Source organism: Streptomyces sp. ICC4 (assembly GCF_003287915.1).
In the GTDB taxonomy this organism is placed as follows: Bacteria; Actinomycetota; Actinomycetes; order Streptomycetales; family Streptomycetaceae; genus Streptomyces; species Streptomyces tritrimontium.
This window is the reverse complement of sequence record NZ_CP030286.1, coordinates 7,619,756-7,645,693: the sequence shown is the minus strand read 5'-3', so window position 1 is coordinate 7,645,693 and position 25,938 is coordinate 7,619,756. Positions and strand designations below refer to the sequence as shown.

At 72.0% G+C, this 25,938-nt stretch carries 20 protein-coding genes and 3 pseudogenes; 13 read left to right on the top strand and 10 right to left on the bottom strand.

What is annotated here, in order from left to right; all coding sequences use genetic code 11:
• Positions 1-100 precede the first annotated feature (100 nt).
• The 6 genes and pseudogenes from DRB89_RS35900 to DRB89_RS35875 form a co-directional block, all read left to right on the top strand.
• Positions 101-1,690, top strand: coding sequence for a discoidin domain-containing protein (locus tag DRB89_RS35900; protein ID WP_239516510.1), 1,590 nt, complete (start codon positions 101-103; stop codon positions 1,688-1,690).
• A 63-nt stretch (positions 1,691-1,753) separates the two neighbouring features.
• Positions 1,754-3,124 (top strand): DUF1996 domain-containing protein, encoded by a 1,371-nt coding sequence (locus DRB89_RS35895; protein WP_112452314.1) that lies wholly within the window; start codon positions 1,754-1,756, stop codon positions 3,122-3,124.
• Positions 3,100-3,654: a DUF305 domain-containing protein gene (locus tag DRB89_RS35890; protein WP_112452313.1), complete on the top strand. Its 555-nt coding sequence runs from the start codon at positions 3,100-3,102 to the stop codon at positions 3,652-3,654. The genes DRB89_RS35895 and DRB89_RS35890 overlap by 25 nt, the downstream gene beginning before the upstream one ends.
• A 198-nt stretch (positions 3,655-3,852) precedes the next feature.
• On the top strand, positions 3,853-5,220 hold the full coding sequence (locus DRB89_RS35885) for a GH1 family beta-glucosidase (RefSeq protein WP_204357909.1): 1,368 nt from the start codon (positions 3,853-3,855) through the stop codon (positions 5,218-5,220).
• Entirely contained in the window at positions 5,217-6,464 is a 1,248-nt protein-coding gene (locus DRB89_RS35880; RefSeq protein ID WP_112452311.1) for an MFS transporter, read from the top strand. The genes DRB89_RS35885 and DRB89_RS35880 overlap by 4 nt, the downstream gene beginning before the upstream one ends.
• 332 nt (positions 6,465-6,796) lie before the next feature.
• Positions 6,797-7,453, top strand: a pseudogene (locus DRB89_RS35875) (VanW family protein); the annotation flags it as partial.
• Positions 7,454-8,113: 660 nt separating this feature from the next.
• Here DRB89_RS35875 and DRB89_RS35865 read toward each other — a convergent pair.
• From DRB89_RS35865 to DRB89_RS35855, 3 genes and pseudogenes are all read right to left on the bottom strand, one after another.
• Positions 8,114-9,211, bottom strand: a pseudogene (locus DRB89_RS35865) (MFS transporter); the annotation flags it as partial.
• A gap of 180 nt (positions 9,212-9,391) precedes the next feature.
• Complete coding sequence (locus DRB89_RS35860; RefSeq protein ID WP_204357920.1) at positions 9,392-11,392, bottom strand: ATP-binding protein; 2,001 nt, start codon at positions 11,390-11,392, stop codon at positions 9,392-9,394.
• Between the two features lie 62 nt (positions 11,393-11,454).
• Positions 11,455-12,705 (bottom strand): cytochrome P450, encoded by a 1,251-nt coding sequence (locus tag DRB89_RS35855; RefSeq protein WP_112452489.1) that lies wholly within the window; start codon positions 12,703-12,705, stop codon positions 11,455-11,457.
• Between the two features lie 276 nt (positions 12,706-12,981).
• Between DRB89_RS35855 and DRB89_RS35850 the strand changes: the two genes are divergently transcribed.
• Positions 12,982-14,175 (top strand): serine hydrolase domain-containing protein, encoded by a 1,194-nt coding sequence (locus DRB89_RS35850; protein WP_239516509.1) that lies wholly within the window; start codon positions 12,982-12,984, stop codon positions 14,173-14,175.
• Between the two features lie 9 nt (positions 14,176-14,184).
• Here the strand turns inward: DRB89_RS35850 and DRB89_RS35845 are convergent, their stop codons facing one another.
• A complete protein-coding gene (locus DRB89_RS35845) occupies positions 14,185-15,576 on the bottom strand; it encodes an MFS transporter (RefSeq protein WP_112463591.1) in 1,392 nt (463 codons plus the stop codon).
• A gap of 412 nt (positions 15,577-15,988) precedes the next feature.
• Here DRB89_RS35845 and DRB89_RS35840 point away from each other — a divergent pair, with 412 nt between their 5' ends.
• Positions 15,989-17,191: an IS110 family transposase gene (locus tag DRB89_RS35840; RefSeq protein WP_204358110.1), complete on the top strand. Its 1,203-nt coding sequence runs from the start codon at positions 15,989-15,991 to the stop codon at positions 17,189-17,191.
• Here the strand turns inward: DRB89_RS35840 and DRB89_RS35835 are convergent.
• The 3 genes from DRB89_RS35835 to DRB89_RS45310 all read right to left on the bottom strand — a co-directional run bounded on the left by DRB89_RS35835 (position 17,184) and on the right by DRB89_RS45310 (position 19,651).
• Positions 17,184-17,669, bottom strand: a complete 486-nt coding sequence (locus DRB89_RS35835) for a hypothetical protein (RefSeq protein ID WP_112452284.1) — start codon at positions 17,667-17,669, stop codon at positions 17,184-17,186. The genes DRB89_RS35840 and DRB89_RS35835 overlap by 8 nt on opposite strands.
• A 795-nt stretch (positions 17,670-18,464) precedes the next feature.
• A complete protein-coding gene (locus DRB89_RS43375) occupies positions 18,465-19,085 on the bottom strand; it encodes a DUF6082 family protein (protein WP_162688860.1) in 621 nt (206 codons plus the stop codon).
• A 242-nt stretch (positions 19,086-19,327) separates the two neighbouring features.
• Positions 19,328-19,651: a hypothetical protein gene (locus DRB89_RS45310; RefSeq protein WP_239516508.1), complete on the bottom strand. Its 324-nt coding sequence runs from the start codon at positions 19,649-19,651 to the stop codon at positions 19,328-19,330.
• 210 nt (positions 19,652-19,861) lie between these two features.
• Between DRB89_RS45310 and DRB89_RS35820 the strand changes: the two are divergent.
• Positions 19,862-20,161 (top strand): annotated as a pseudogene (locus DRB89_RS35820) (HNH endonuclease); the annotation flags it as partial.
• Between the two features lie 228 nt (positions 20,162-20,389).
• Here the strand turns inward: DRB89_RS35820 and DRB89_RS35815 are convergent.
• Together DRB89_RS35815 and DRB89_RS35810 are read right to left on the bottom strand one after the other, a co-directional pair.
• On the bottom strand, positions 20,390-21,199 hold the full coding sequence (locus tag DRB89_RS35815) for a hypothetical protein (protein WP_162688859.1): 810 nt from the start codon (positions 21,197-21,199) through the stop codon (positions 20,390-20,392).
• A gap of 97 nt (positions 21,200-21,296) precedes the next feature.
• Positions 21,297-21,620, bottom strand: a complete 324-nt coding sequence (locus DRB89_RS35810) for a hypothetical protein (protein ID WP_112452281.1) — start codon at positions 21,618-21,620, stop codon at positions 21,297-21,299.
• Between the two features lie 45 nt (positions 21,621-21,665).
• Here DRB89_RS35810 and DRB89_RS35805 point away from each other — a divergent pair, with 45 nt between their 5' ends.
• A complete protein-coding gene (locus tag DRB89_RS35805) occupies positions 21,666-22,094 on the top strand; it encodes a hypothetical protein (RefSeq protein WP_162688858.1) in 429 nt (142 codons plus the stop codon).
• A gap of 877 nt (positions 22,095-22,971) precedes the next feature.
• Complete coding sequence (locus tag DRB89_RS35795) at positions 22,972-23,337, top strand: hypothetical protein (protein WP_112452278.1); 366 nt, start codon at positions 22,972-22,974, stop codon at positions 23,335-23,337.
• A gap of 627 nt (positions 23,338-23,964) precedes the next feature.
• Here DRB89_RS35795 and DRB89_RS35790 read toward each other — a convergent pair.
• Positions 23,965-24,348 carry a S4 domain-containing protein gene (locus tag DRB89_RS35790; protein ID WP_112452900.1) on the bottom strand — a complete coding sequence of 128 codons (384 nt, stop codon included), beginning with the start codon at positions 24,346-24,348 and terminating at the stop codon, positions 23,965-23,967.
• Between the two features lie 134 nt (positions 24,349-24,482).
• On the opposite strand from DRB89_RS35790, the gene DRB89_RS35785 reads away from it, so the two are divergent.
• On the top strand, positions 24,483-24,878 hold the full coding sequence (locus DRB89_RS35785; protein WP_112452899.1) for a helix-turn-helix transcriptional regulator: 396 nt from the start codon (positions 24,483-24,485) through the stop codon (positions 24,876-24,878).
• Positions 24,879-25,029: 151 nt separating this feature from the next.
• Positions 25,030-25,848: a molybdate ABC transporter substrate-binding protein gene (gene modA, locus DRB89_RS35780; protein WP_112452898.1), complete on the top strand. Its 819-nt coding sequence runs from the start codon at positions 25,030-25,032 to the stop codon at positions 25,846-25,848.
• Positions 25,849-25,938: the final 90 nt, after the last annotated feature.

The window sequence follows — 25,938 nt, the reverse complement described above, 5'->3', positions numbered from 1 at the left end:
ACTCGTCGCCGTCGCGCTCGCCCTCCTCAGCTTCACCACCCTCCCCGCCTCTCCCGCCCGCGCCGCCGAAACCCTGCTGTCGCAGGGCAAGTCCGTCACCGTGTCGGGCAGCGAGCCCGGCCACAGCCCCGGCAGCGCCGTCGACGGGAACGCCGGCACCCGCTGGTCCAGCGCCTTCGCGGACCCCCAGTGGATCCAGGTCGACCTGGGTGCCACCGCGGTGATCAGCCGGGTCTCCCTCAACTGGGAGGCCGCGTACGGGAAGGCGTTCCAGATCCAGGTCTCGGACGACGCGGCCCACTGGACCACCGTCTACGGGACGACCGCCGGCCCCGGCGGCATCCAGCACCTGACCGTCTCCGGGACCGGCCGCCACGTGCGGATGTACGGAACCCAGCGGGCCACCGGATACGGCTACTCCCTCTGGGAGTTCCAGGTGTTCGGCACCCCCGGCGGCGGGGACGGTGGCGGGGACGTGCTCCTGTCGTACGGCAAGGCGGGCGCGGCCTCCTCCTCGCAGGCCGACGGGAACTGCTGGGAGTGCACCCCGGCCAGGGCCTTCGACCGTGATCCGGCGTCCCGTTGGGCGACGAGCCCCGCCACGGGCTGGACGGATCCGGGCTGGATATCCGTCGACCTCGGGGCGCCCGCGCAGATCCGCAAGGTCGTCCTCCAGTGGGATCCGGCCTACGCCAAGTCCTTCCAGATCCAGGTCTCCCCGGACGGGAACGCCTGGACGCCGGTGTACTCCACGACGGCGGGCACCGGCTTCAAGCAGACCCTGGCCGTCTCCGGCACGGGCCGGTACGTGCGGATGTACGGCACCGAGCGGGCCACCCCGTACGGCTACTCCCTGTGGGAGTTCCAGGTCCACGGCACCGGAGGCGCGCCCGTGACTCCCCCGCCGCTCCCGCCGGACCCCGCGAACCCGCCGCGGCTGGTGTGGAGCGACGAGTTCGACGGTCCCGTGGCGGGCAAGCCCGACGCCGCCAAGTGGAGGGCCGACCCGGGCACCGGGCAGAACGGCGAGCTGGAGTACTACACCGACCACCAGAACGCCGCGACGGACGGGGCCGGCCACCTCGTCATGGAGGCGCGGAAGGAGGCCACGCCCGGCAAGGGCTGCCCGCCCGATCCGCTGACCGGCAGCACCACCTGCCAGTACACCTCGGCCCGGATGAACACCGGGGCGACGTTCCAGTTCACCTACGGGCGCGTCGAGGCCCGGATCAAGGTGCCCAAGGGCAACGGGCTGTGGCCCGCGTTCTGGATGATGGGGGGCGACTTCCTGACCGGCCGGCCGTGGCCGTACAACGGCGAGATCGACATCATGGAGGTCCTCGGCAAGGACGTGAAGACCTCGTACTCCACCGTCCACGCGCCCGCCTACAACGGCGGAGGCGGGATCGGCGGCCCGTACAGGCTGCCCCAGGACGCCGACTTCTCCGACGACTTCCACGTCTGGGCCGCCGACTGGAACAGCAAGGGGATCGTCTACAGCCTCGACGGGCGGACCGTCTTCACCCTCGACAAGGAGCAGGTGGAGCGCACCCGCGGCCCCTGGGTCTTCGACCACCCGTCGTACATGATCCTCAACCTCGCGGTCGGCGGTGACTGGCCCGGCCCGACCGACGCCACCACGCCGTTCCCCGCGCGGATGCTCGTCGACTACGTGCGCGTCTACCAGTGAGCCACCGGGGCTGTCCGGCCCCGGGCAGCCCCTTCCCCCTCCACCGGCAGGCAAGGACCTTCGATGCGAAAACCCCGCTTCCCCCTCCATGCCCTCCTCGCGGGCGCGCTGGCCACCGTGCTGGCCGCGAGCCTCGGCGCCACGGTGACCAGCGCACCCGCGCGGGCCGCCGACACCGTCCTCGTCCAGGCAGAGGCGTACGCGGCGCAGTCCGGCGTACAGCTCGAGGCGACGGGCGACACGGGCGGCGGCCAGAACGCCGCCTACCTCGCCAACGGCGACTGGATGCGCTTCGACAACGTCGACCTGGGTGCCTCCGGCCCCCTGACGGTCTCGGCCCGGGTGGCCTCCGCGGTCGGCGGTCCCGGCGCCGTCGAGCTGCGCACCGGGTCCCCGGCGGGCCCGCTGCTCGCACAGTTCGAGATGGCCGCCACCGGCGGCTGGCAGAGCTGGGTCACGCGGACCGCCGATGCCGCCGCCCATCCCGCCGGTTCCCAGACGGTGTTCGCGGTGCTGCGCAGCAGCGGGGCCGGGGACTTCGTGAACGTCAACTGGTTCTCGTTCGCGGCCGGTTCCTCGCCCGGCTGGGTGAAGATCGACCAGGCGAAGTGGGACACCCAGCTGGCCGGGTTCCGGGCGATGGTTCCGGCGCCGGTACCGGCGAACTCCGTCCGGGTCCCCGAGTTCAACGCCACCTGCGTCTACAGCCATTCCAAGCCCGACGACCCGATCGTGGCCCCCGGCCTGCCGGGCGCGTCCCACATGCACAGCTTCTTCGGCAACCGCAGCACGGACGCGTTCACCACGGCCGAGTCCCTGGCTTCGCACACCGCGACGAGCTGCACCCCCGCCAAGGACCTCTCCAGCTACTGGATCCCGACCCTGTACGAGCACGGCAGTGCCGTCGAACCCGAGGGCATGATCGTGTACTACGGGTCCCGGCTGCCCGACCCCACGGCGACGGTGCCCTTCCCCCAGGGGTTCCGGATGATCGCCGGCAGCGCCAAGTCGCAGGTTCCCACTCCGGCCGGCTCGGTCAACCAGTTCTACTGCGCGGGCGAGGGCGGCGAGAGCGGCCGCAGCTCGGACGGCAACTGGCCGGTGTGCGCGCCGAACGCCAAGCTCGTGTACCAGCTGGTCTTCCCCGACTGCTGGGACGGCAAGCACCTCGACAGCCCCGACCACACGTCGCACGTGTCCTTCACGACCGTCGGCGGCAAGTGCTCCGGCGCCTATCCCGTGGCCATCCCCTCCGTCTCCTTCGTGATCGGCTATCCGACGGGCGGCGGCCCTGACGGCCTCTCGCTGTCCTCGGGCATGGCCTCGTCCATCCACGGCGACTTCTTCAACGCCTGGGACGACGCGGCCCTGGGGCAGCGCGTGAAGGACTGCGTCGTACAGAGCGCCAAGTGCAACTCCGCCGGTACGTTCTGACCCGGCGGCCCGTGTGGGCCCTGCTCGCGGCGCTCCTGGCCACCGGCTGCACCGCGCAGCCGGTGGCGGGGCCGCCGCGGGCGGCGGCCTTCAACGCCACCGACATCGCCTGGATCCAGTTGATGATCCCGATGGACGAGCGGGCCCGGCTGCTGACCGGCCTGGCGCCCTCGCGGGCCGGGGATCCGGCCGTGGTCCGGTTCGCCGCGGCGGCGGCGGACCGGCAGGCGGGCGAACTGGCCGGCCTGCGCGGGCTCCTGGCCCTGTCCGCGGCGCCGGACACCCGCCCGCACGAGGGGCACGACATGCCGGGCATGGTCAGCTCGGACACCGTGCGCAGGGCGGGGGCGCTGTCCGGGCCGGAGTTCGACAGCCTCTTCACCGCCTCCCTGCGCGCACACCTGCGGCAGTCCGTGCTGCTCTGCGCGGCCGAACGCGCCTCCGGCGGCGACGGCCGCGCGCGGGAGCTCGCCGCCGCGATGGAGCGGGCCGGCTCCGAGCAGCTGGCCCTGCTCGACGCCGCGGGCTGACCCGGGCGGCGGCCGGACTTCGCGGCCGGGCGGCGGCCGCACTTCGCGATCGGACGCGCCCCGCAAAAGTTGAGGATTGTTCACTTTCCATTGACAGGGCGGGTCCGGGAACCCGAAAGTGCCGTGAGCAGCACGCCCGACAGCGCTTCCCCGTACCCGTGTTGGGGATCCGCACCGCCCCGACCGAAGCGAGTCCGCATGACAGCGCCCGTACCCCCGTTCCCGGCCGGTTTCCTCTGGGGGGTCTCCGCCTCCGCCTTCCAGATCGAGGGCTCGCCCACGGCCGACGGCCGAGGCCCCTCCTCCTGGGACGCCTTCACCAGGGAGCCGGGGCACGTCAAGGACGGCTCCCACGCGGAGGTCGCCACCGACCACTACCGCCGCTACCGGGAGGACGTGGCCCTGATGGGCGGGCTCGGCGTGGACGCGTACCGGTTCTCGGTGTCCTGGTCCCGGGTCCTGCCCGACGGCCGCGGGCCCGTCAACCGGGCGGGGCTGGACTTCTACGACCGGCTCGTCGACGAGCTGTGCGCCGCGGGGATCGCCCCGGTGCCCACCCTGTTCCACTGGGACACCCCGCTCGCGCTGGAGGAGCGCGGGGGCTGGCTGGAGCGCGACACCGCCGAGCGGTTCGCGGCGTACGCCTCGGTGGTCGCGGAGCGCCTCGCCGACCGCGTGCCCATGTGGATCACCATCAACGAGCCCGCGGAGGTCACCCTCCTCGGCTACGGCCTCGGCGAGCACGCCCCCGGCAAGCAGCTCGTCTTCGACGCCCTGCCCGCCGCCCACCACCAGTTGCTGGCCCACGGGCTGGGCGTGCAGGCCCTGCGCGCGGCGGGCGCCCGGCGGATCGGGATCGCCGCCTCGCACAGCCCCGTCTGGGCGGCCTCCGGGAGCGAAGAGGACCGCGCCGCCGCCGAGTTGTACGACACGCTCACCAACCGGCTCTTCGCCGACCCGATCCTGACCGGCGCCTACCCGGAGGGACTGGACTCGCTCCTGCCCGGCCCGGTGGCGGAGGACCTCAAGACGATCTCGGCCCCTCTGGACTGGTACGGGGTCAACTACTACAACCCGATGCTCGTCGGCGCCCCGACCCCGGCCGGCGCCTCCGTCTTCGGCGGGATCGAGATCCCCTCCGGACTCCCCTTCGGCATCCGGCAGATCGAGGGGTACGAGCGCACCGACTTCGACTGGCCGGTGGTCCCGGACGGGCTGCGCGAGCTGCTCGCCACCCTGCGCGAGCGCTACGGCGACCGGCTCCCGCCGCTGTACATCACGGAGAACGGCTGCTCGTACGGCGACGGGCCGGACCCGGGCACGGGCCGGATCGAGGACGCGCGGCGGATCGCCTACCACGAGGGCCACGTGCGCGCCCTGCACCGGGCGATGGCCGAAGGGGCCGACGTCCGCGGCTACTTCATCTGGTCGATCCTCGACAACTTCGAGTGGGCGGAGGGCTACCGGCAGCGGTTCGGCCTCGTCCACGTCGACTACGAGACGCTGGCGCGCACGCCCAAGGAGTCGTACGCCTGGTACCGCGACCTGATCAGGAGCGGCAGATGACCGCCGGGGCGAAGGCCGCGCCGGACGCGCAGGCCCCGGCCTCCCCCGGCGGCCGGTGGGTCGGCGCGCTGTCCCTCGCCAACCTCGGCGTCTGGGTGGGCTGGTTCGGCCCGCTGCAACTGCTCCTGGCACGCCAGGCCGAGCACCTCGCCCCCGACCACAAGGCCTCCACGCTCGCCCTGGTGACGGGGCTGGGAGCGGCGGTCTCGATGGTCGCCAACCCCGTCTTCGGCGCGCTGTCCGACCGGACGACGGCGCGCGCGGGCCGGCGCATCCCCTGGGTGGTGACCGGGGTGGCGGGCGGGGCCGCCGGCCTGGTGGTCCTCGCCGCGGCGCAGAGCGTCGCGGTGGTGATCGCGGGCTGGTGCCTGGTCCAGCTCGCCCTGAACGCGGCCTTCGCGGCGCTCACCGCGGCCGTCCCCGACCAGGTGCCGGTCCGGCGGCGCGGCCTGGTCGGGGGCTGGCTCGGCGTCTCCCAGGTGGTCGGCATCCTCATCGGCACGGCGCTGGCCACGGTCGCGGGCGGGATCGCGGGCGGCTACCTGGCCTGCGCGGTCTTCTCGGTGGTGGCGGCCGTGCCGTACGTCCTGATGCGGCGGGACTCGGTGCTCGCCCCCGCCGACCGGCCGCCCTTCCGGTGGCGGGGCTTCCTCGCCGGCTTCTGGATCGACCCGCGCCGCCATCCCGACTTCGGCTGGGCCTGGCTCACCCGGTTCCTGATGAACCTGTCGTACTCCATCAGCACGATGTACCTGCTCTACTACCTGACCGACGCGGTGCGCTACCAGGGCGACGCGGACACCGGCGTGCTGGTCCTCACCGCGCTCAACGCGCTCACCCTGCTCGCCACGGTGGTGATCAGCGGCATCCGGTCGGACCGCAGCGGCCGCCGCAAGTCCTACGTCATCCGGTCGGGCCTGGTCATCGCCGCGGCCACCCTGCTGCTCGCCGTCTGGCAGACCTGGACCGGCGCGGTCGTCGCCTCGCTCGTCCTCGGCCTCGGTTTCGGCGTGTACACGGCGGTGGACTTCGCCCTGCTCACGGACGTGCTGCCGACCGAGGAGGACCGGGGGCGGGACCTGGGCGTCATCAACATCGCCAACGCGCTGCCGCAGGTGCTGGCCCCGGTGATCGCGGCCCCGGTGGTCACCCACCTCGGCGGGTACACGGCGCTGTACGCGCTGGCGGGCGCCCTGGCGGTCGCGGGATCGGTGCTGGTCCGCCGGATCCGCTCGGTTCCGTAGACCGTCCCGGCCGGCGGCTCCCCCACACGCTCGTGAGAACCGGCACATTCCTCACCCTTTTAGTCCGATTTGGACCAAACTTGTGTGGTTCGGATTCCTCAGCGACAGGGAGAGACATGCGACGCGCCCACGGCCGTACGGCCACCACGCGGATCGCCCTGATATCGGCGGGCACCGCCGCCGTGCTCGGCCTCGGCGGCCTGTCCGCCGGTACCGCGGCCGCCGCGGGCGGGCCCACCGGGGACCGGGCGACCGGGCGGCACGCGGCCACCGCCGGGGCCACCGCCGGGGCCACCCCCGAGACAGCCGCCGAGGCAGCCGCCGAGGCAGCCGTCGGGCAGCAGGTCCTCTCCTCCTTCACCGTCGCCTATCCCGCCGCGCCCTACCGCACCCACAACATCGCGCGCGCCGTGGAACTGATCAACGGCGCCGTCGTCCAGCAGGGCGACATCTGGAGCTTCAACCAGACGGTGGGCGAGCGGACCGAGGAGAACGGCTTCGTCGACGGCATCATGATCAACGACGGCCGGTACGTGAAATCGCCCGGCGGCGGCGTCTCCGCGGTCGCGACGACCATGTACAACGCCATGTTCTTCGCGGGCCTGAAGCCGATCGAGCACGGGGCCCACTCCTTCTACATCGAGCGGTACCCCGAAGGCCGCGAGGCCACCGTCGCCTGGGGCACCCTGGACCTGCGCTGGCAGAACGACTCCGGGCACCCGGTCATCGTCCGCGCCTCCTCCACCGCCACCTCGGTGACGGTCACCCTGCTCGGAACGAGGCAGTACGACGAGGTACGCGCGACCAAGGGTCCGCGCACCCTCGTCACGCCGCCGGGCAAGCGCACGGTCGCCGGCCCCACCTGCGAGGCGCAGACCCCGCTGGAGGGCTTCGACGTCTCCGTCGACCGCGTCTTCGTCCGCGGCGGCCACGAGGTCGGCCGGGAGACCTTCCGTACGCACTACACCCCGCGCGACGAGGTCATCTGCGTCCCGGAGTCCCCCACGGCCACGCCCGGCGCGACCGCACCTGCCTCCCCCGGCACGCCGCCGGGCCCCGCCACACCGGCCGCACCCGCCACACCCGGCGCGACGCCCACACCGGCCGCACCCGCCACACCCGGCGCGACGCCCACTCCGGCCGCCCCCGGCGCCGAGGGCGGCCGGAGTGGGCGTCGCGCCGGGTGTGGCGGGCGGGGCCCGCGTGGGCGTCGCGCCGGGGGGGGCGGGTGCGGGGGGTGGGGGGGGGGCCGGGGGGGGGGCGGGGGGGGGGGGGGGGGGGGTGCCCGGGGTGGCGGCTGGGGGGGGTCGGGGGGGGGCGCCTGCGTCCCGCGGGGGGGGTTGGTGGCCGGAGGGCCCCCGGCCGCGCCCCCGGCCGGGGCAGGGACCGGCGGCCGGGCGGGTGGCGGCGGCCGCGGTACGCGGCCCGGCGCGGCGGGCGAGGAACAGCGCGAGGAGCGCGGTGGCGGCCAGGACCGCGGCCGAGACGGCGAAGGCGGTGCGGTAGCCCGCGGTGAGCGCCTCCAGGCGCGGCTGGTGGACGGCGGCGTGCGCGGTGACGGACCCGGCCAGGGTCGCCAGGGCGGCGAGGCCGATCGCGCCTCCGACCTGGCGGGTGGTGTTCACCAGGCCGCCCGCCAGCCCCGCGTCCCGCGACGGGACGCCTTCCACGCAGAGCGCGGTGAGCTGGACGAAGGCGATGCTCAGCCCCAGGCCGACCACGATGCTCGGACCGAGGACGTCCGTGGCGTAGCTGCCGTGGGCACTGATCCGGGACAGCCACAGCAGGCCCGCGGCGTCGGTGAACAGGGCCGCGGCCAGCGTCGTGGTGGCGCCGATCCGCCGGGCGATCCGGGGCGCCACGGTCGCGCCGAGCATGTTGGCCGCCGCGAGCGGGAGTTGGCCGGCTCCGGTGACCAGGGGATCGGCCCCGAGGACCTGTTGCTGGTAGAGCGGCAGGAAGAAGAACAGCGCGATCCACACGGACCCCAGCAGTGCCATCAGCAGGTTGCCCGCGGCGACCCGGCCGGTGGCGAACAGGCGCGGCGGCACCAGGGCGTCCGGCCGCCGGAGCTCGATCAGGGCGAAGGCCGCGAGCAGCGCGGCGGCGCCGACGAGCGAGCCCAGCACCCGGGCGTCCGTCCAGCCCGCGCCGCGCGCGGTGGTCAGCCCCCAGACCAGGCAGGTCAGGGCGACGGTGATGACGGCGGTGCCCAGCAGGTCGAACCGCCCGGCCGTCCGGGCGGCCCCGCCCGGTACGAGGACCACCACGGCGGCCAGGACCGCCGCCGTCCCGAGCGCCACGCAATGGAAGATCCAGGGCCAGCCCCAGGCCTGGGTCAGGACGCCGCCGAGCAGTACGCCGCCCGCCCCTCCCGCACCGGAGACCGCGCCCCACACGCCCAGTGCCCTGCCCCGCCCGGGTCCGGGCGGGAACAGGTCCATCGCCAGGGCGAGCGCGGCCGGGGCGACGGCCGCGGCACCGAGGCCCTGAACGGCGCGCGCCGCGATCAGCGCGCCCGCGGAGGAGGCCAGCCCCGCCGCCAGCGAGGCTACGGCGAAGAGCGCGAGGCCCAGGACCAGCACGCGGCGGCGGCCGAGCAGATCGGCCGCCCGGCCGCCCGCCAGGAGCAGCGCCCCGAACGCCAGGCCGTAGGCGTTGACCACCCAGGTGGTTCCGCCGTCCGACAGGCCCACCCCGGCGCTGATCTGCGGCAGCGCCACGTTCACGATCGACGTGGCGAGCATGACCGTGAACTGGGCCGCGGCGAGCGCCGCGAGCGCGGCTCCCGGTCGGTGCGCGGGCGGAGCCGGGGCCTTCCGTGTGCGGGGGAGGTTCATGACGCACAGACTCGTGCGGGACGGTGTCCACTCTCCAGGTCGAAAACGGGCCGGGACTGTTCATCCCTGTCCGCACCTGTCCACCGGCTACGGCGTCTCGACGGGGCCGTGCAGTTCCCGCTGCCACAGGGCCTCGCACAGCAGGTCGAGGCCCTGGCGCAGGTGGCGCCGGTAGGTGCCGTACGGAAGGCCGAGGCGGCGGGCCGCGGCCTCCTGCGTGGGCGCACCGGAGAAGTAGCCCGTCGTCAGGGCCTCGCGGGCCCGCACGCCGCGCGGATCCTGGGCGAGGTCGTCGACGGCCCGGCGCAGCAGGGCGCGCAACTCCTCGACGGGATCGGCGAAGTCGGCCGCGAGACGGGCGCGCATCAGGGCTCCGGCGGCGAAGGCGGCCGCGTCGCGCCAGTGCGTCAGCGCCTCGCGCACGGACTGGTCGAACGTGGCGCGCGAGACGGGCGACGGCCCCGCCCGGACGGGCCCGTCGGGGGCCGATGTGAAGCGGCGGAGCCACGTCTCCACGGGTACCCGGCGCCAGTCGACGCTGAACAGCCCGTAGGTGTGCTCACCGACCCGCGGCCGGGCCCCGGTGTCGTCGAGGGTGCCCTTGACGCGCCCGGCCCACGTCTCGGCGTCCTGGTAGACGGCGAAGCCGTAGGCGCGGCCGCGGGCCCGGGCGGATTCCGCCTGGGCGCGGGAGCTGCTCAGGTCGATGACGCGCGAGGGGACCTGGTAGCGCTCCGGGTAGACCGAGAAGCGGCTGATGCCGATGTGCTCGCCGGGGCCCACCGGGTCGGTGGTCCTGGTGTGCTCCCACGCCGCGGCGACGACCGGATCGGTGGCCAGGTCCTCGGGGTCGGGCGGCGCCGGCAGGGCGAGCCGGGCGGTGAACGCCACGATGCGGCCCGTGCTCACGAGCCGGTAGACGCTGAAGGCCTGCGGCTGGCGCCGCGCCCAGTAGCGGACCAGTTCCGCCGAGGCCGCCCCCTCGGTCTCCGCCGCCATGCGCAGGACGACGGGCAGGTCGTCGGGGTGCAGGGGGCGGTCGTGGACCTCGTCCTCGCGGGACCAGGTGCGCAGCCGCGCCAGGGTCTCGCCCTCCCGGAAGAGGTAGAAGAGCTCGTCGGTGACGGTCCACACCCGCTCCTCGGGCGCCTCGCGCAGGACGCGCAGGTACTCCTCCATCAGGCGCCCGCGCATCGAGGTGAAGGCGGTGGGCGCCCGCCAGCGCAGGTCGGCGGCCAGGGTCTCGCGTGCGGCGTCGTGGGGGTGGATCCCGCGGTGGGTGGACTCCATGAAGGGCAGGTCCCTGAGCCAGGAGAAGAGGAGGTGGGCGTCCTCCCCGTGCAGCACGGCGGAGAGGAGCTCCTCGGAGGTCGCGTACGCCTGCGCCGCCACCTCCAGGGCGCGGCGGTGCGCGGCCGTGGGCACCTCGCCGATCAGCCCGGCCAGCAGGGTGCGCAGGACGTCCGCGGAAGGGGACCAGTTCTCCGCCTCGCCGCAGCCCGTCGAACCCGCGGCCGCCGCGAGCGACAGGGCCAGGGGGTTGCCCCCGGCGAACCGGAGTACGCGGCCGCGCAGTTCGGGCCGCAGCCGCGCCGCGGCCAGCAGGCTCCGCGCCTGGTCCTCGGAGAACGGCTCGAGTTCGCTCACGTGCAGGAGCCCCGCCCAGGCGGGGTCGGCGGCCCACTGCGGCTGCGGTCCGAGGCGACCGGCCAGGACGACCAGGGCGCCGTCCGCGGCCCGCGGCAGGAAGCGGTGCCACAGCCAGCTCTCCAGCCACTGGCAGTGCTCGAAGGAGTCGACGACGAGGACCGTGCCGGGAGCGTCCAGGAAGGGGCCGGCCGCGCGCTCGAACTCGGCCGGGTCCCGGCTGACGAAGCGGCCGTCGAGTTCGACGAGGGGCCGGCCCGCCGCACGGGCGTCGTCCGCCATCCTGCGCAGCAGCGTCGACTTCCCGATGCCGCCCGGCCCGTACACGTAGAACGCGAACGGCGCCCGCGGATCGCCGGCCAAGGCCTCCCCGAACCGCGCGAGTTGCTCGTTCCGGCCGATGAAGGCCCGAACCCGTGCGGTGCTCAGTCTTTCTCCCACGGACACCATGACGCTCGCCGTTCCCCCTTGTTGTGCGTGCCGTACCGGTGTGGCCCCCATTGTCACCGGACGGGTCCGAGGTCCCGGCCGTCGGGGCGGACGGGGGTGAAGTCCACGGACAGGGCGGCGGGACCGCGGGTGTACAGGCCGGTCTCCCGGTAGGGGGAGCCGGGGCTGTGGCGGACCTGCTCCAGCAGGGGCAGGAGCAGTGCGGCGACGGTCTCGATCTCGGCGCGCGCGAAGGCGGCGCCGACGCACTGGTGGAGCCCGGTGCCGAAGGCGAGGTGCTGGGCGGCGGCGGTGAAGGAGCGGGCGGTGCCCAGATCGGGGCGGTCGATGTCGAAGGTGTCCGGGTCGGTGAAGGCCTCGGGGTCGCGGTTGGCCGCGCCGGTCATGCAGAAGACGGTGGCGCCCGCCGGGACGGTGGTGCCGTCGAACACGGCTTCCCGCTCGGCCAGTCGGGGGATGAGCTGCACGGGCGGGGTGTAGCGCAGGGTCTCGGCGATCGCGGCGGGCAGCAGGCCCGGGTCCCGGCGGACCCGGGCCATCTGCCCGGGGTGGTCGATCAGGTGCTTGAAGAGGTAGGCGAGCGTCTTGTCCGCGGGCTCGGTCGCGGCGACGAGGACGTTGGTGATCAGCGCGGTGACGTCGCGGTCGCTCATGGCGATGCCGTCGAACTCGGCCGTGACCAGCTTCGATATCAGGTCCTCGCCCGGATGGCGGCGCCGCTGCCCGATGACGGGGGCCAGGTACGCCTCCAGCCGATCGGCGCAGTCCAGACAGTGCCGCCGGCGCTCGGGAGTGAGGACGACGCTGGTGACGAACTCGGTGATCCCGCTGTTCCAGGCGGCCACGTCACGCCAGTCCGCCGTGTCCAGGCCGAGGACGTCGAGCGTCACGAGCACGGCGAAGGGCTTGCCGAAATCGTTGACGAGGTCCATCCGCCCCCGTGCCAGGAAGGGCGCGACGAGCTCGGCGGCACGGGTGTGGACGGCGCGCACCTGGTCCCGCAGGGCCTGCCCCGTGAAGCCGCGGACGAAGATCTTCCGCTTGGCCGTGTGTTCGGCCCCGGTCATCTGGGAGAGGACCCGGCCGCGCATCACCGGCTCGGCGCGCACCTGGAGCATCTCCGTGGTGAACGCCTCGTGGTCGGTGAGCACCCGTCTCACGTCCTGGTGGCGGGAGAGGAAGTAGGCGTCGATCGACGGCTCGTGGTGCACCGGTGCATGCTCCCTCAGCCAAGCGAAGAAGAGTTGGGGGGCCGAGGCGAACTCCTCGGAAAGGACGCTGAAACCGGAACCGACCAGGGGCATGGCGGAGAACCTCTCGAAGCGGGGGGACGGTCACGGACGGTGCGAACGGATGCGGACCGCCAGAAGTTCAAGACGCGGATCGGCGCCATTGGTTGCCCCGCCGGGAAGTCCAAGCCGCGGGCAGGTGTTCGACCGGCTCGCACCGCCCCCGCCAGGGCCGGACGGGCCACGGACGGGCCACGGACGGGCGGCGCGCGGCCGTGTCGCGGCCGGATCCGGAGGGCTCCTGTCATCGTGGGCCACCGCCGCTCCGTCTCTCCCCCCGGAGGTACCCCCGTGTCCCGACGCCCGTACGGCCGCACCGGCCGGATCCGCCCTTCGCTGCGCCTGGCCGCCGCCACCGCAGTGTGCGGCGCCGTGCTCGCCGTCTCCGTGCAGCCCGCGCAGGCCGGCGCGGACCGCAACCCGCCGCCCGGGCCCTCCCTCCGCCAGGAGCTGAGGGAACTGGTGGAGCGGCCCGACGGGCCGCCCGGGGTCATCGCCGTCCTGCGCGACGGCGACCGTACGGAGGTCTACCGGGCGGGCGTGGCCGACGTGGAGAGCGGCCGGCCGCCGAAGGCCACCGACCACATGCGGATCGCCAGCGTCGCCAAGGCCTTCAGCGGGGCGGTGGCCCTGACGCTCGTCGACCGCGGCAAGCTGCACCTGGACGACACGATCGGCCGGGTGCTGCCCGGCCAGCCGGACGCGTGGCACCGGGTGACATTGCGTCAACTGCTCAACCACACCAGCGGACTGCCCGACTACTCGGCGTCCCAGGGCTTCATCGACGTCATCTCCGAGGACCCCCGCCACCGCTTCGACTCCCGGCGCCTGCTGGAGTTCGTCGCCGACGAGGACCTCGATTTCCGGCCGGGCAGCCGCTACCAGTACTCCAACTCCGACAACATCGCCGTCGCCCTCATGGCCGAGGCCGCCACCGGGCGCCGGTACGAGGACCTGCTGCGCGAGCTCGTCTACGAGCCGTTGGGCCTGCACGCCACGAGCCTGCCCCAGGGCTACCGGCTGCCCGCGCCCTTCCTCCACGGCTACCAGATCGACCCGCAGGCCGGGCCCGTCGACGTCAGCGAGGCGGTGGGCGCCTCGGGAGCCTGGGCGTCCGGGGGCATCGTCTCGACGCCGAAGGACCTGACCGCGTTCATCCGGGGCTACGCGGGCGGCGCGCTCGTCTCGGAGCGCACCCGGCGCCAGCAGTTCCGGTTCATCCCCGGCGCACTGTCCCAGCCCCCCGGCCCCGGCCGCACCGAGGCGGGCCTGGCGATCTTCCGCTACACCACGCGCTGCGGAGTCGTGTACGGCCACACCGGCAACACGGCGGGCTACACGCAGCTGGCGGCGGCCACGGCGGACGGCCGGCGCTCGCTGACCTTCTCGATCACCGCGCAGACCTCCCTCACCACCAACCCCGACCTGCTCGCACAGGTCCGGGAGGTCCAGGAGGACTTCGTCTGCGCCCTGCTGCGCAAGTGATCCCGGCGGTCAGGGAGACCGCGGAGCGCGTCCCCGCGCGGCCCCGGCCGGGTGGGGCCAGCGCTGGTGGTGGCGGTCGATGACGTAGTGGTGGCCGTGCCGGCGCCCGTCCGGGGCCGGACGGGCGCCGGCGAGGTGGGGGTGGCCCGGGGGCAGGTCGGGGTGGACGTGGTCGAGCCGGGACGGGTCGTGGGCCGGCCAGATCGCCGCCGCGGCGAGCGCCGAGGCGAGGGAGATCGCGCCGAGGACGACGGCGGCCGCCGGCAGGCCGGCCCCGGCGGCGAGCCACCCGGCCAGGGGATAGGTGAGCAGCCAGCAGCTGTGGGACAGGGAGAACCGCGCGGCGTACGAGGCCGGCAGGTCGCTGTCGGCCGTCGAGCGGCGGACCACCCGGCCGCCGGGGGTGAGCACGGCCGAGCAGGCGGCGCCGATGGCGGCCCAGGCGGCCGGCACCGCGTACCAGGACCACCGGCCCGGAGCGGCGCCGGTGAGCGCCGCGACGGCGGCCAGGACCGCCGGGAGGAAGAAGGCGGCCGGGAGCATCACCGCGCGGTCGGTGCGGCGGCGCAGCGCGCGCGGCAGGAGCAGCGCCGTCAGCATGGAGCCGGCGCCGTACGCGCCGAGGGCGAGGGACACGGCGGCGGCGGGGCGGTCGAAGTGGTCGCGGACCACGACGACCGTGTTGACGAAGACCATGGACCCGGCGGCGGCGACCGCGAGGTCGAGGGCGAGCAGGGCCCGGAGCCTGGGCGTGGCCCAGAAGAGGCGGGCCCCGAACGCGGCCTTCGAGCGGCCGCGGGCGGCGTGCCCGGCGCTGCGCCCGGCGGGGACCGGCCGGGGCAGCACGGTGGACACGACGAGGGCCGCGGAGGCGGCGAATCCCGCGGTCGTCCCGATGAACAGCCGGTCGTAGGAGACCAGGGTCAGCAGGGCCGCGGCGAGCGCCGGGCTGAACAGGCTCTCCAGGTCGTAGGCGAGCCGGGACATCGACAGGGCCCGGGTGTAGTCGCGCTCTTCGGGGAGGATCTCGGGGATCGTGGCCTGGAAGACCGGCGTGAAGACCGCGGACGCCGCCGGCAGCAGGAAGATCAGGACGTGGACCTGCCAGATCTCGGTGACGAACGGCAGGGCGAGCGCGACACCGGCGCGGGTGAGGTCCATCGCCGCCATCAGGGTCCGGCGCGGAACCCGGCAGGCGAGGGCGCCGGCCATCGGGGAGATGGCCACGTAGGCGATCATCTTGATCGCCAGCGCGGTGCCGAGCACCGCCGGGGCGCCGGCCCCGGCGAGGTCGTAGGCGAGCAGGCTCAGCGCGACGGTCGCGAGCCCCGTGCCGGTCAGGGCGATGACCTGGGCCGTGAACAGACGGCGGTAGACGCGGTTGCGCAGTACCGAGAACATCGGGCCCGTCCCGGTGGTCGACGGTGGGAAACCGCACCATCATAGCCAACATGTGCATACGTGTGCACCTATTGATCGCGACGGTTCCGGGGATGGACGGCCGGGGCGACCGGTGGGGGGACTGCAACACCCGCCGGCGCCATAGCGCCCTCGGCTACCTCTCACCCGCCGAATTCGAACGGCAACACCAGCGAGGACGTAAACTCACACTCGCAGCATGACCCCCGTGTCCACACTCCGGGGGACACCTCAGGGGGGTGGTGTCACCGGGCCCGGAGGCATCGACGGACCGCTGATGAGGGGCTTGAGCACCGGCTTCACCCGAGCCGGAAGAGCTCTCCGTAACGTGGATGTGGCAGCTCGGTGCCGAGGCAAGGCCGGACGAAAGCGTGAGCGGAGGGGCCTGCACGTGATCGACACCGGCGACATCGACGTCTTCCTCGGCCTGGACGTCGGCAAGGGCGAACACCACGCCACCGCCGTCACACCGACCGGCAAGAAGGCCTTCGACAAACGCCTGCCCAACACCGAACCGAAGCTCCGCGAACTCTTCTCCAAGCTGAAGGCCAAGCACGGAACAGTGCTGGTCGTGGTCGACCAGCCAGCCTCGATCGGGGCCCTGCCGCTGGCCGTTGCGAGGGACATGGACTGCCCCGTGGCCTACCTTCCGGGCCTGACGATGCGGCGGATCGCCGACCTCTACCCCGGTGAGGCCAAGACGGATGCGAAGGACGCGTTCATCATCGCGGACGCTGCCCGCGCGATGCCTCACACCCTGCGGGCGATCGACGGCGAGGACGAGACGATCGCCGAGCTGGAGATGATCGTCGGGTTCGACGACGACCTGGCCGGCGAAGCAACCCGGGTCGCGAACCGGCTGCACGGCCTGCTGACCCAGATCCATCCGTCGCTCGAGCGGGTGCTGGGGCCTCGGCTGCAACATCCGGCCGTCCTGGCCCTGCTGGAGCGGTTCGGGTCGCCGGCCCAGATCCGCAAGGCCGGACGGCGGCGGCTGGTGACGTTGTTACGGCCGAAGGCGCCGAGGATGGCCGAGCGACTGGTCGAGGAGATCTTCACCGCTCTGGACGAGCAGACCGTGACCGTTCCGGGGACCGAGGCGGCCGCGCTGATCGTCCCGAGCCTGGCCGGGTCCCTGACCGCTGTCCTTGACCAGCGGAACCTGTTGGCCGGGCGGATCGAGGAGCTCCTGGAGGCTCACCCTCTTTCGAGGGTCCTGAGGTCGATGCCGGGAGTCGGCGTCAGGACCGGAGCCAGAATCCTGATCGAGGTCGGCGACGGCAGCACCTTCCCGACCGCCGGCCACCTCGCCGCCTACGCCGGACTCGCACCCGCGACCCGCAATTCAGGATCCTCGATCCGCGGCGAACAACCCTCCCGCAGAGGAAACAAGCAGCTCAAACGGGCCTTCTTCCTCTCCGCCTTCGCCGCCCTGGGCGACCCGGCATCGCGGACTTACTACGACAAGAAGATCAACCAGGGCAAGCACCACACCCAGGCCCTGCTCTGCCTCGCCCGACGACGAGCCGACGTCCTCTTCGCCATGCTCCGCGACGGAACCTTCTATGAACCGCAGCCGTCTGCCTCAGTCACCTGACCTGCGGGTCTGCGAGGAGAACGACTCGATCGGCCTCGACATCGAAGCCGAGCACCGGATGGCCATAGCCGCCTTCCGGGTCCATCAGTACAGGCTTACCCAGCCGCCGCCCGATCTCCCGAAGGAAGCCGCAGAACACATCAAGTCGATCCTGGCCCTGCAACTCCCGCAGATCGACGTCGAAGTCGACTTCATCGTCGGCATGAAAACGGAAGATCGCCAACACATCGGCAGCCGGCCAGACCCGCAGGTCCGGGCACTCGGCATCCGCCGGACGGGACAGCACGGCCTCCGCCCGGGGCACCGGAAGCACCGTCTCTCCCTCGGAGTACTGGTACTTCCAGCCCTTCTCCACGACAAGATCGAGGACCGCCTGCCAGTCCTCCACCGAGGCATCGGGGACACGCACGTCCGGCAACGACCCCATCAAGTCCGGGTCGAAGAAGGAACTCACGTCATCCCACAGCAGATCAGCCACCCCGCCATGCTGCCCGGCTCACCGACCCAACGCACCCCCGTTTTCCTTGACCAAAGACATAGGGGCACCCCCCGGGGCGATGCGGCGGCTCGCCGGGGAGCAAGGCCTGCGCCTGAGCGGAGCCGGTCGGGCTGCGGCTGCTGTCGCGGTGGGGGGACCGAGCACAGAGGCACGTGAGGTCAGCGGCTGGGCCAAGGGAAGCGGAGGGCGAGGATCGGCCACTCCTCATCCCGCCCAGCCAAGCACCAAGCACCAGGCAGCCGGCGGTCTCCCGCTGCTCAACTCGCTGAAGATCGGCTCCAGCTCGGGACAGAGCGAGGGATGAGCGTTGCCTGCGGGCGGGCTCGGTGTTCTGTCGGCACCCGCATGGTGCGGCGGGGACAGCGTGCCACCCGCCGGATACCGCGTCTTCCGAATAGCGCTCCGCGCCAGCTGGCGGCTACGCCTGGGACGCCGTCCGTCGGGAGGCGTACCGAATGACCAGGCGTCCCAGCTGACCCTGATCGCGGTCCCCGCGAAGTCGAACCGGAGCAAGGCGGGGGAACCCGGCGCAGTGGCTTCCGCCCGCCGGGGCTACCACCGCCAGTACGCCGCGGAGTGGGTGGCAACGAAGCTGCGCTGGGGACTGGCCGCGGACGAGGCGGAGCACGAAGCGCTGCTGGGGCTGGCGGGTGCAGGGAATAGGCATGCGCGGTTTACAGGGCGGATACGCTGATGCGGGGCGAAGCGAACAGCTGTGACCGCCCAGTTCGCCCACAGGGCTCGGCATGCGTCATTCCGGCCGACTGTCATCTGCTATGAGTTCTGAGGGGCCAAGTCGGTGCCCTCGTCGGTGAAGTAGTCAGCTGTCGGCACTGCAGGTCCTGCATTGACAGCGGCTTGGTAGCATCCCTCGACTATGGCGGCGAACGCCGCAGCTTTTCGCTGTTGCCCTCCTATGGCGCCGCGAAGCCAGTCGTGGCTGCCATATTCCCAATGTGCTCTTCCTATTTCGCCGCGAAAATGCCGCTCAAGGGTGTACTTGAGTGTGGAATCATCCACGTCCCCCAGTTGATGCGCAGCGTACCATCTACCCATGATCAGATTGGCAAACATGATTTGCCGGTACCGCTCGAATGGCATGGGAGTGTTTGGCGGTTCCAGGCACTCTGCCAGGGCGCGATCTCCCATCGTTAGATAGATCATCTGTCTATGGGTGGACCTGTCCCGTTCATCTCTGGCAGCCTTTGTCTGCAGCGCTTGAAACGTGAGCGAGACTACAACGCCAGTCAGTGCAATTCCGGAAATCAGCACCGACGCTGCACTGAAGGCCTGTGCGCGGTTGTCGATGAGTTTGAACACCAGGACCAGAAGTGCTGAAAGAAAGGCTACCGCAAAGATCGCAAAGACCTGAGTCCTACGAGGAATCATTGCCATAGAGTCTCATAGCACTGCATAGATTTCAGCCCAGTTGCCTGGGTTGCCAGGAGAAGGAGCCTCGAACAACAGGGGCTGGCCTGGAAACCATCCCCCTCTGTTCCCTTGAGCGCCATCCGACTCAGGACTATCGCGATCGCTCAGCTGATTAAACCGTGAGCTGTTGCCGCCCCACATCATCCGTCCGAACAACGCGGAGGTTGTGAAATCGGACCTCGACGATGGTTCTGCTCATCGGCCCGTCACGTGCTGGCGTTGCCGTGGTTGTCGATAGGTGGGACCAGAGCGAGGGCGCGTTCGCGGAAGTCTTCGACGCCGGCGCCTGGAGCGTTGATGTGGTTGAGGCGCGCGAGGCACACGCGGGATGTGCGTGGCCGCCGCCCAGGTCCTTGACCGACGAAGCTCGTGAGGTACTCCTGGCACGGATGGCTGACGCTGACACGGACGTACGGATCGCGGCCTGCCGCAAGACCGGCGAGATCATGAACGGCGATCCCGCCGTCACCAATGCCATGGCGGCTCTCCTCCATCACCCGGAGCGCCGGGTTCAGCATGTTGCCGTGCACGGTCTTGCACTCCACGAGGACGAGCGGTGCGTGGAAGGCGCAGATCGTCTGGGTCCGCCGCGGCCCGGCTTCCAGGACGAGGAGATGGGTTACCTTGATGTGGCGTGTCGGTACATGTGGCGCCGCGACGGCACCAGGCGTCAGCCCGAGCCTGATGACAGGTGCCCCGGAGCCGGGAATACCGCACGGTTCGGATAGCGCTTCCCGCCAGCTGGCGCCAGTTCGTGGACGCCGCAGAGGCGCGAGGCGTACGCGAACGACCAGGGGCAGCTTGCTTCGCTGGTCGCGGTGACGGCCCGCTCGAACCGGAGCAAGGCGGATCAGGACCCGGCCGAGTGGCTCCCGCCGTCGCCGTCGCCGTCGGGGGAGGTGCTGTGCCGCTACGGCGCGGAGTGGACCGCGACGAAGCTGCGCTGGGGGCTGGCGGTGGACGAGCTGGAGCGTGACCGTCTGCTGGACATCGCGGCCGGCTGCGGTGGCACCGACGTGGAGTTCGCCCCCGCCCCGTAGCGGCTGGACTGGAGTCCGCGGACCCGTCCCCGCGCTGTCGGGGTCCTCGGTCATTCGCTGATGCAGTGCGGGGCTGCCACTGCTGGCAGCCCCGCACTGTGGTGCCGGATCGCCGGAGTGGGCCGCGCGGCCGTTGCGAGGTGGCGCAGGCGCGGCCACTGCGGCTGGCTGCGGTGGCATGGAGGTGGAGTTCACCCCTGGCGTATGGCCGGGGCTCAGCGCACCTACTCAGGCTGGGTCATCGTCCAGTCTCGTGAGGGCGGCGCGCAGCGCCCGGGCGCGGTCGCTGTTTTCTGGCACCCGTGAAATACACGAGCGGAGTTGGCGGGCTGTCGCCAGCTCGATTCGGCCTGCACCGATGGTGTCGATCATCGCGCCGACCGTGTGGAAGGCCCAGTACTGGTTGAAGGGCAGGTTCTCCTCGACGGCCGCCTCCACCAGTGCCCTGAGGTACTGCGGCCCCGGCCTCGCGTACAGGCGCGCGTATCCGGTCAGGCGCGTCCCGCCGTCGTCCGAGCCGAGCGCTGCACTCACGTCCAAATCGGCCAGCTGCGGGGTGAGCCTCACCAGCTCGGCGAAGATCTGCTCCTGACGGTAGGTCCGTCCAGGACTGGATGGTTCAGTCCGCCGCAACTTGGTGAACTCGCGTGCGAGCTCCACCACCTTCTCCATCGCTGAGCCGCCTGCCATGTTCTCGCTTCCCGAGGTCACCAAGGCGACCCGAGCCTGCCTGGCTGCGTCGTCGGCTGCTTGCCGGATTTCTTCCGTGCGCTGCTCCGTTGCGTCAATACGCTCTTGCAGCGTGTGGTACTGGAGCTTGGTGCCGCCGGGAAGTTCAATGCTCTCGAAGAGGTCACCCAGCCACGGCACCACCGCGATGGCGGCGAGCGCCAGGGTGGTGCCGTCAATTTCCACATCGGGCCTGACGACGTGGACGGTGCCGATTCCCACTGCCGCAAGCGAGATCAGGGACGCGATCAGCCTCTTGCGCCGTGCTGCGGGTGCAGTCGCACCACCTGCGTTTTCCGGTTCGGGCATGACGCAAGCATGACAGAAACGCGCGTGCCTGGGCCCGCCAAGAGCACGCTCGGGAGATGCCGCGCAGAAACCCACACACCACCCCGCCAGATCGGCTTCAACAAGCCGATTCAACAGGGAAGGTGGAGTACAGCGGCACCGTGGTGACGCCGCCCTGCCGCTTGTAGTCGATCTCCACCGAGGACACCGGAGAAAGGAACCCGAGCTTCACGGCGGCGTCAAAGTCGCTCCTGCGAACGCCGAGGCGTACCGCGGCCTGGTCCGGGCCCAGGGGCACGTGCTGGTCGAGGAGGGCGGGCAGGCCCCGGCGGCGCGCGAGGGCGGCCACCTGGTCCGGGTGGACGTCGGGGAAGTCGACGTCCCCGCCGAGGTAGACCAGGAGACCGGCGCGGACCAGGTGGCCGACCGCCGCAGCGGTCACCCGCGCGGCTGGTCCTGTCCGAGGACGCCGAGGAGGAGGAACCAGTTGTCCGGCTGGTTGACGGACGCCGACGCTGACGAGCTGGCCGAGCTGGCGGCCGGGGAGTTCGGGGTATCGGTGAGCCGGCTGACCGCTCCGGGCACGGGCCCGTTGGCGGTACTGGGGGAGGTGCGGGTGATCGAACGGTTCCGGTCGGGGTCGGGCGGCCTGCGGGTGACGCTGGCTTGGCCCGCCGGCCTGCGGGGCACCGCCTCGTCCGTAAAGCCGGCGGGCGGTGTGACCCGACACGGGGTGCCGTACGCAGTTCCGGGGAAGGGGTGCCGGTGCGAGCGTCACGACTGCGGGGGCCTGGTCCTGATGTCCTGGTGCGAGGAGCACGGGGACACAGCCGGCCCGGTCATGGAGTGGCACCCCGGCGGCGGGATTCGCTGCGCGGAACTGGCCCGGTGGGCCTCGGAGCCGGCGCGGGGATGAGAGGGGAGTGCGTGGCGCGAGGCGCAGCGCGCGTGACGGCGTCTAGTGCTGTGACCGGAGAGGTCCACCGGGTCGCGGCGCCCGGCACGGCACCTCGCCGCGTTGTCGGACCAGACCGGTACGTCCAGTACGAGGCGTGGTCCTCCGCCTTGCGATGCACCGCACCGGACACCGCGCCCCGGCAAACCTTTCCGGCCACAGCACTAGATATGGATGAGAATCTGTCGCAGGGGATGTCCGAGAGCACCCGCGAGAGAGGCCAGCTCCCCGTCAGTCAGCCAAGCCCGGTTCGGATACAAAACCTCGATCCTGAACCGCGCGAACCCCATCGGCCAGTCGTACACCAGCTCGTTAAGCGACGTCTCAACGTCGCAGCAGGGAACCGTCACCATCAGGGTCGAAAAGCCCTCGTCATAGCACTGCGAGACGGCATCACCCCACCAGTCAGGTGCGAGTTCCGTGCCGCACCGCGGGCAGGAGATCCTCTCCAGGTTGGCGAAGCAATGGACCACCTCGACGCTGTCGTGCCACTTGGCTTCCAGACCACGTCGGGCGTCGTCGTCCGAGCCGCGACTGCCCGCCGCCGCCAGGAACAGGACCGCTCAGACGCGAAAAGCCTCGGCGCGCGCGGCACGGCAGGGGACACACAGGGGGCTTGCCCCCGGAGAGCCGTAGCGCGCACGGCTGGCTTGTTGACTGCACTGACGGTGCTCACGCCCCGGCGCCGTGATTCGGGGGTAGGGCGGCGGTCGGACCCTGACCGCCCGTTCTCGATGACGAGGGCCAACCCGCTCGCGCCAGGCGTTCGGGGCCCGGGAAGCGGATATCGCCGCGTCGGAACCCCGGGGAACGATGGGGGGGCTAACTACGCCTGGCTATGGGACAGTTCATGATGTCGTGTCACCGGCTGCTGGGGGAAGGGCGGAATATGGCGGACGAGGGGGACGGCTGGCTGACGGAGCGCCAGGTGAGCACCTTGTGGCCGGGCGTCGGTACTGGCTCGGTGTATGTGAATGCGCTGGCCCATGGAGTGCGGACCCATACGGAGAGCTGGATGACCACTACGGGCTATGCCGGCAAGATGTGGTATCACGCCGACGACGTGCGCCGAGTGGCCCCGCAGGTAGCAGCCGAGCCACTCAAGGGGCCGTCCCAGGTACCGTGCTGTCTGGTGCTGATCGTTCTGGCAGCGGCACCGCTCGTGTGGCTGGCGATACAGATAGAAAGCGCAGGCGGGTGGTGAAGGTCAAGTGTGTGGCTGCGCGGCCGGCCAGCCGCGAGATGAGGTTGATCCCGGGGAGTGGACACCGGGTTTCATGCGACGAGCGACAGCGTACGTGTGGGTCTGATGCAGCGTTGGGTGACAGGTTCAGTCACGCGGCCTGAAGAGCCGACGTGGTCATGACGGTCTCGTATTCGACGGGGGTCAGCCGGCCGAGGGCGGCTTGTCTGCGGCGTCGGTGGTAGGGGCACCGGGGGCCGGCAGTGCGGCCGCCGGTACGGCTGCCAGGCACCCCGCGACGGCCAGGGCCAGGGCCGTCGGCCGCCGTCTGAGGCGTGATCGCGTGCGTGATCTCAAGGTCTGCTCCTCGAAGCGGGGCCAACGTCCCTGCGGCTTCGGCGGGTTGAAAACTTTCCGCAAGGTTTTGCGGGGAGGTTACTGGCGGTGTCACCAGCGCGTGAAGCCCTCGTGAACGAGGAATTTCACCACCTCCCGCACTCCGAGAGCCCGTGGGACCGCCCTTCTCGGAAGAACGGGAGCAATCCCTTGCAGAAAATTTCTCAGCGCCGCCGGACACCCGCCCCCCTTCGGAAACGCCGAAGCCCGGCCCGGCACACTGCCGGACCGGGCTTCCCCGAGGTCACTGCACTAGCGGTTGCCGCGCAGGGTTTCGATCTCGCGGCGCTCCCGCTTCGTCGGGCGGCCCGCGCCGCGGTCGCGGATGCCGACCACGGCCGCCTCCACCGGGGTCGGCGGCGGCGGGCTGTTGTCGATCAGACATTCGGCGGCGACCGGCGGGCCGACCCGCTTGGCCACCGGGCGGCGGACCACCACGATGCGCTCCCGGCCGGCGTGGAACAGCCGCACCTCGTCCCCGGCGCGCACCGACTGCGCGGGCTTCGCGCGCTCCCCGTTGACCCGGACGTGCCCGGCACGGCAGGCCGCGGCCGCGATCGCCCGCGTCTTGGTGAGCCGGACCGACCAGATCCACACGTCGACCCGCGCCGACCCCGCAGTTCCCTCTTCAGTCATGCCACGACTCTAGCCACCCGGACCCGCGTCACCGGAATCGATTTTGGCGGTTACGACAAGAGGCGTGGCATCTGCCATGTACATCATCCCAAGAGAATTGCAAATGCAGGCCATGTGCCCCTACCTTGTCGCACATGCAGTCCTACACCATCGGTCAGGCGGCCCGCCTTCTGGGCGTCAGCCCGGACACCGCACGCCGCTGGGCCGACGCCGGCCGAGTCTCGACCCACCGCGACGACAGCGGCCGCCGCCTGATCGACGGCCGGGCGCTGGCCGCCTTCTCCATCGAGGTCGGCCAGGGAGCCCACACCGAGGACGGGGAGACCCACACCTCGGCGCGCAACGCCTTCCCCGGCATCGTCACCGCCGTCAAGCTCGGCGACGTCGCCGCGCAGGTCGAGATCCAGGCGGGTCCCCACCGGCTGGTCTCCCTGCTCACCCGCGAAGCCGTCGACGAGCTCGGGCTGGAGGTCGGCATGCAGGCCACCGCCCGCGTGAAGTCCACCAGCGTGCACATCGACCGCACCTGAGCCCCGTACCCCGGGTACCCGCTTCCGCTCAGCACCACGCGCCCGCACCACGCGCCCGCACCACGTACCCGCTCCGCCCGTCCCCGGCGCGGGCCACCACCGCGCGGACCCGGCACCGGCCCGGCCGCCGACCCGACCGAGGAGCACCAGCATGTCCCCGATCCTGCCCCTGAACCGCCGCACCGCGACCCTCGCCCTGACCGCCGCCCTGCTCGTACCGGCGCTCGCCGCCTGCGGCAGCGGTGACGACAAGAAGGACGACGCCGCCGCCACCCCGAGCACCTCCGCATCCGCCGAGCCCAAGGCCGCCCAGCTGACGGTGCTCGCCGCCTCCTCCCTCACCGACGTCTTCAAGACCGCCGGCGCGGCCTACGAGAAGGCCCACCCGGGTACGAAGGTCACGTTCTCCTTCGCCGGTTCGCAGGAGCTCGCCGCCCAGGTCAAGCAGGGCGCACCGGCCGACGCGCTGGTCACCGCGGACACCAAGACCATGGACGGTCTCAAGACCGAGGTGAACGACCCGGCCGTCATCGCCAAGAACCGCCTGGTCATCGCGACCGGCAAGGGCAACCCGTTCAAGGTCGCCGGCCTCAAGGACCTCGCCGACACCAAGATCAAGGTCGTGCTGGCCGCGCCCGAGGTCCCCGTCGGCCGCTACAGCAAGCAGATCCTCGAAGCGCAGAAGATCGAGGTCAAGCCGGTCTCGCAGGAGCCCAACGTCCGCGCCGTGCTGAGCAAGGTCGAGCTGGGCGAGGCCGATGCCGGCCTGGTCTACAAGACCGACACCCTCAAGTCCGGTGACAAGGTCGCCGTCGTGGACATCCCGGACGCCGAGAACGCCGTGGCCTCCTACCCGGCCGCCTCGCTCAAGGGCTCCAAGAACGCCGAGGCCGCGGCCGCGTTCGTCGCGTGGCTGAGCACCCCGGAGGCCCAGAAGATCCTCCAGGACGCGGGCTTCCAGAAGGCGTAGCCGGCCACCGGACGCGGTGACGTGGCGGGGCTGCCCGGTCCGGGGGGACGGACAGCCCCGCGCCGCGTGTCCGGACCCGCCGCCCACCGC

What these genes read in the sequence shown, in the direction of transcription:
- DRB89_RS35895 (WP_112452314.1), top strand. Translation starts at nt 1,754, where the DNA reads ATGCGAAAACCCCGCTTCCCCCTCCATGCCCTCCTCGCGGGCGCGCTG.
- DRB89_RS35885 (WP_204357909.1), top strand. Translation starts at nt 3,853, where the DNA reads ATGACAGCGCCCGTACCCCCGTTCCCGGCCGGTTTCCTCTGGGGGGTC.
- DRB89_RS35880 (WP_112452311.1), top strand. Translation starts at nt 5,217, where the DNA reads ATGACCGCCGGGGCGAAGGCCGCGCCGGACGCGCAGGCCCCGGCCTCC.
- DRB89_RS35855 (WP_112452489.1), bottom strand. Translation starts at nt 12,705, where the DNA reads ATGCCCCTGGTCGGTTCCGGTTTCAGCGTCCTTTCCGAGGAGTTCGCC.
- DRB89_RS35845 (WP_112463591.1), bottom strand. Translation starts at nt 15,576, where the DNA reads ATGTTCTCGGTACTGCGCAACCGCGTCTACCGCCGTCTGTTCACGGCC.
- DRB89_RS43375 (WP_162688860.1), bottom strand. Translation starts at nt 19,085, where the DNA reads ATGGCAATGATTCCTCGTAGGACTCAGGTCTTTGCGATCTTTGCGGTA.
- DRB89_RS35815 (WP_162688859.1), bottom strand. Translation starts at nt 21,199, where the DNA reads ATGCCCGAACCGGAAAACGCAGGTGGTGCGACTGCACCCGCAGCACGG.
- DRB89_RS35795 (WP_112452278.1), top strand. Translation starts at nt 22,972, where the DNA reads ATGGGACAGTTCATGATGTCGTGTCACCGGCTGCTGGGGGAAGGGCGG.
- DRB89_RS35790 (WP_112452900.1), bottom strand. Translation starts at nt 24,348, where the DNA reads ATGACTGAAGAGGGAACTGCGGGGTCGGCGCGGGTCGACGTGTGGATC.
- DRB89_RS35785 (WP_112452899.1), top strand. Translation starts at nt 24,483, where the DNA reads ATGCAGTCCTACACCATCGGTCAGGCGGCCCGCCTTCTGGGCGTCAGC.
- modA (WP_112452898.1), top strand. Translation starts at nt 25,030, where the DNA reads ATGTCCCCGATCCTGCCCCTGAACCGCCGCACCGCGACCCTCGCCCTG.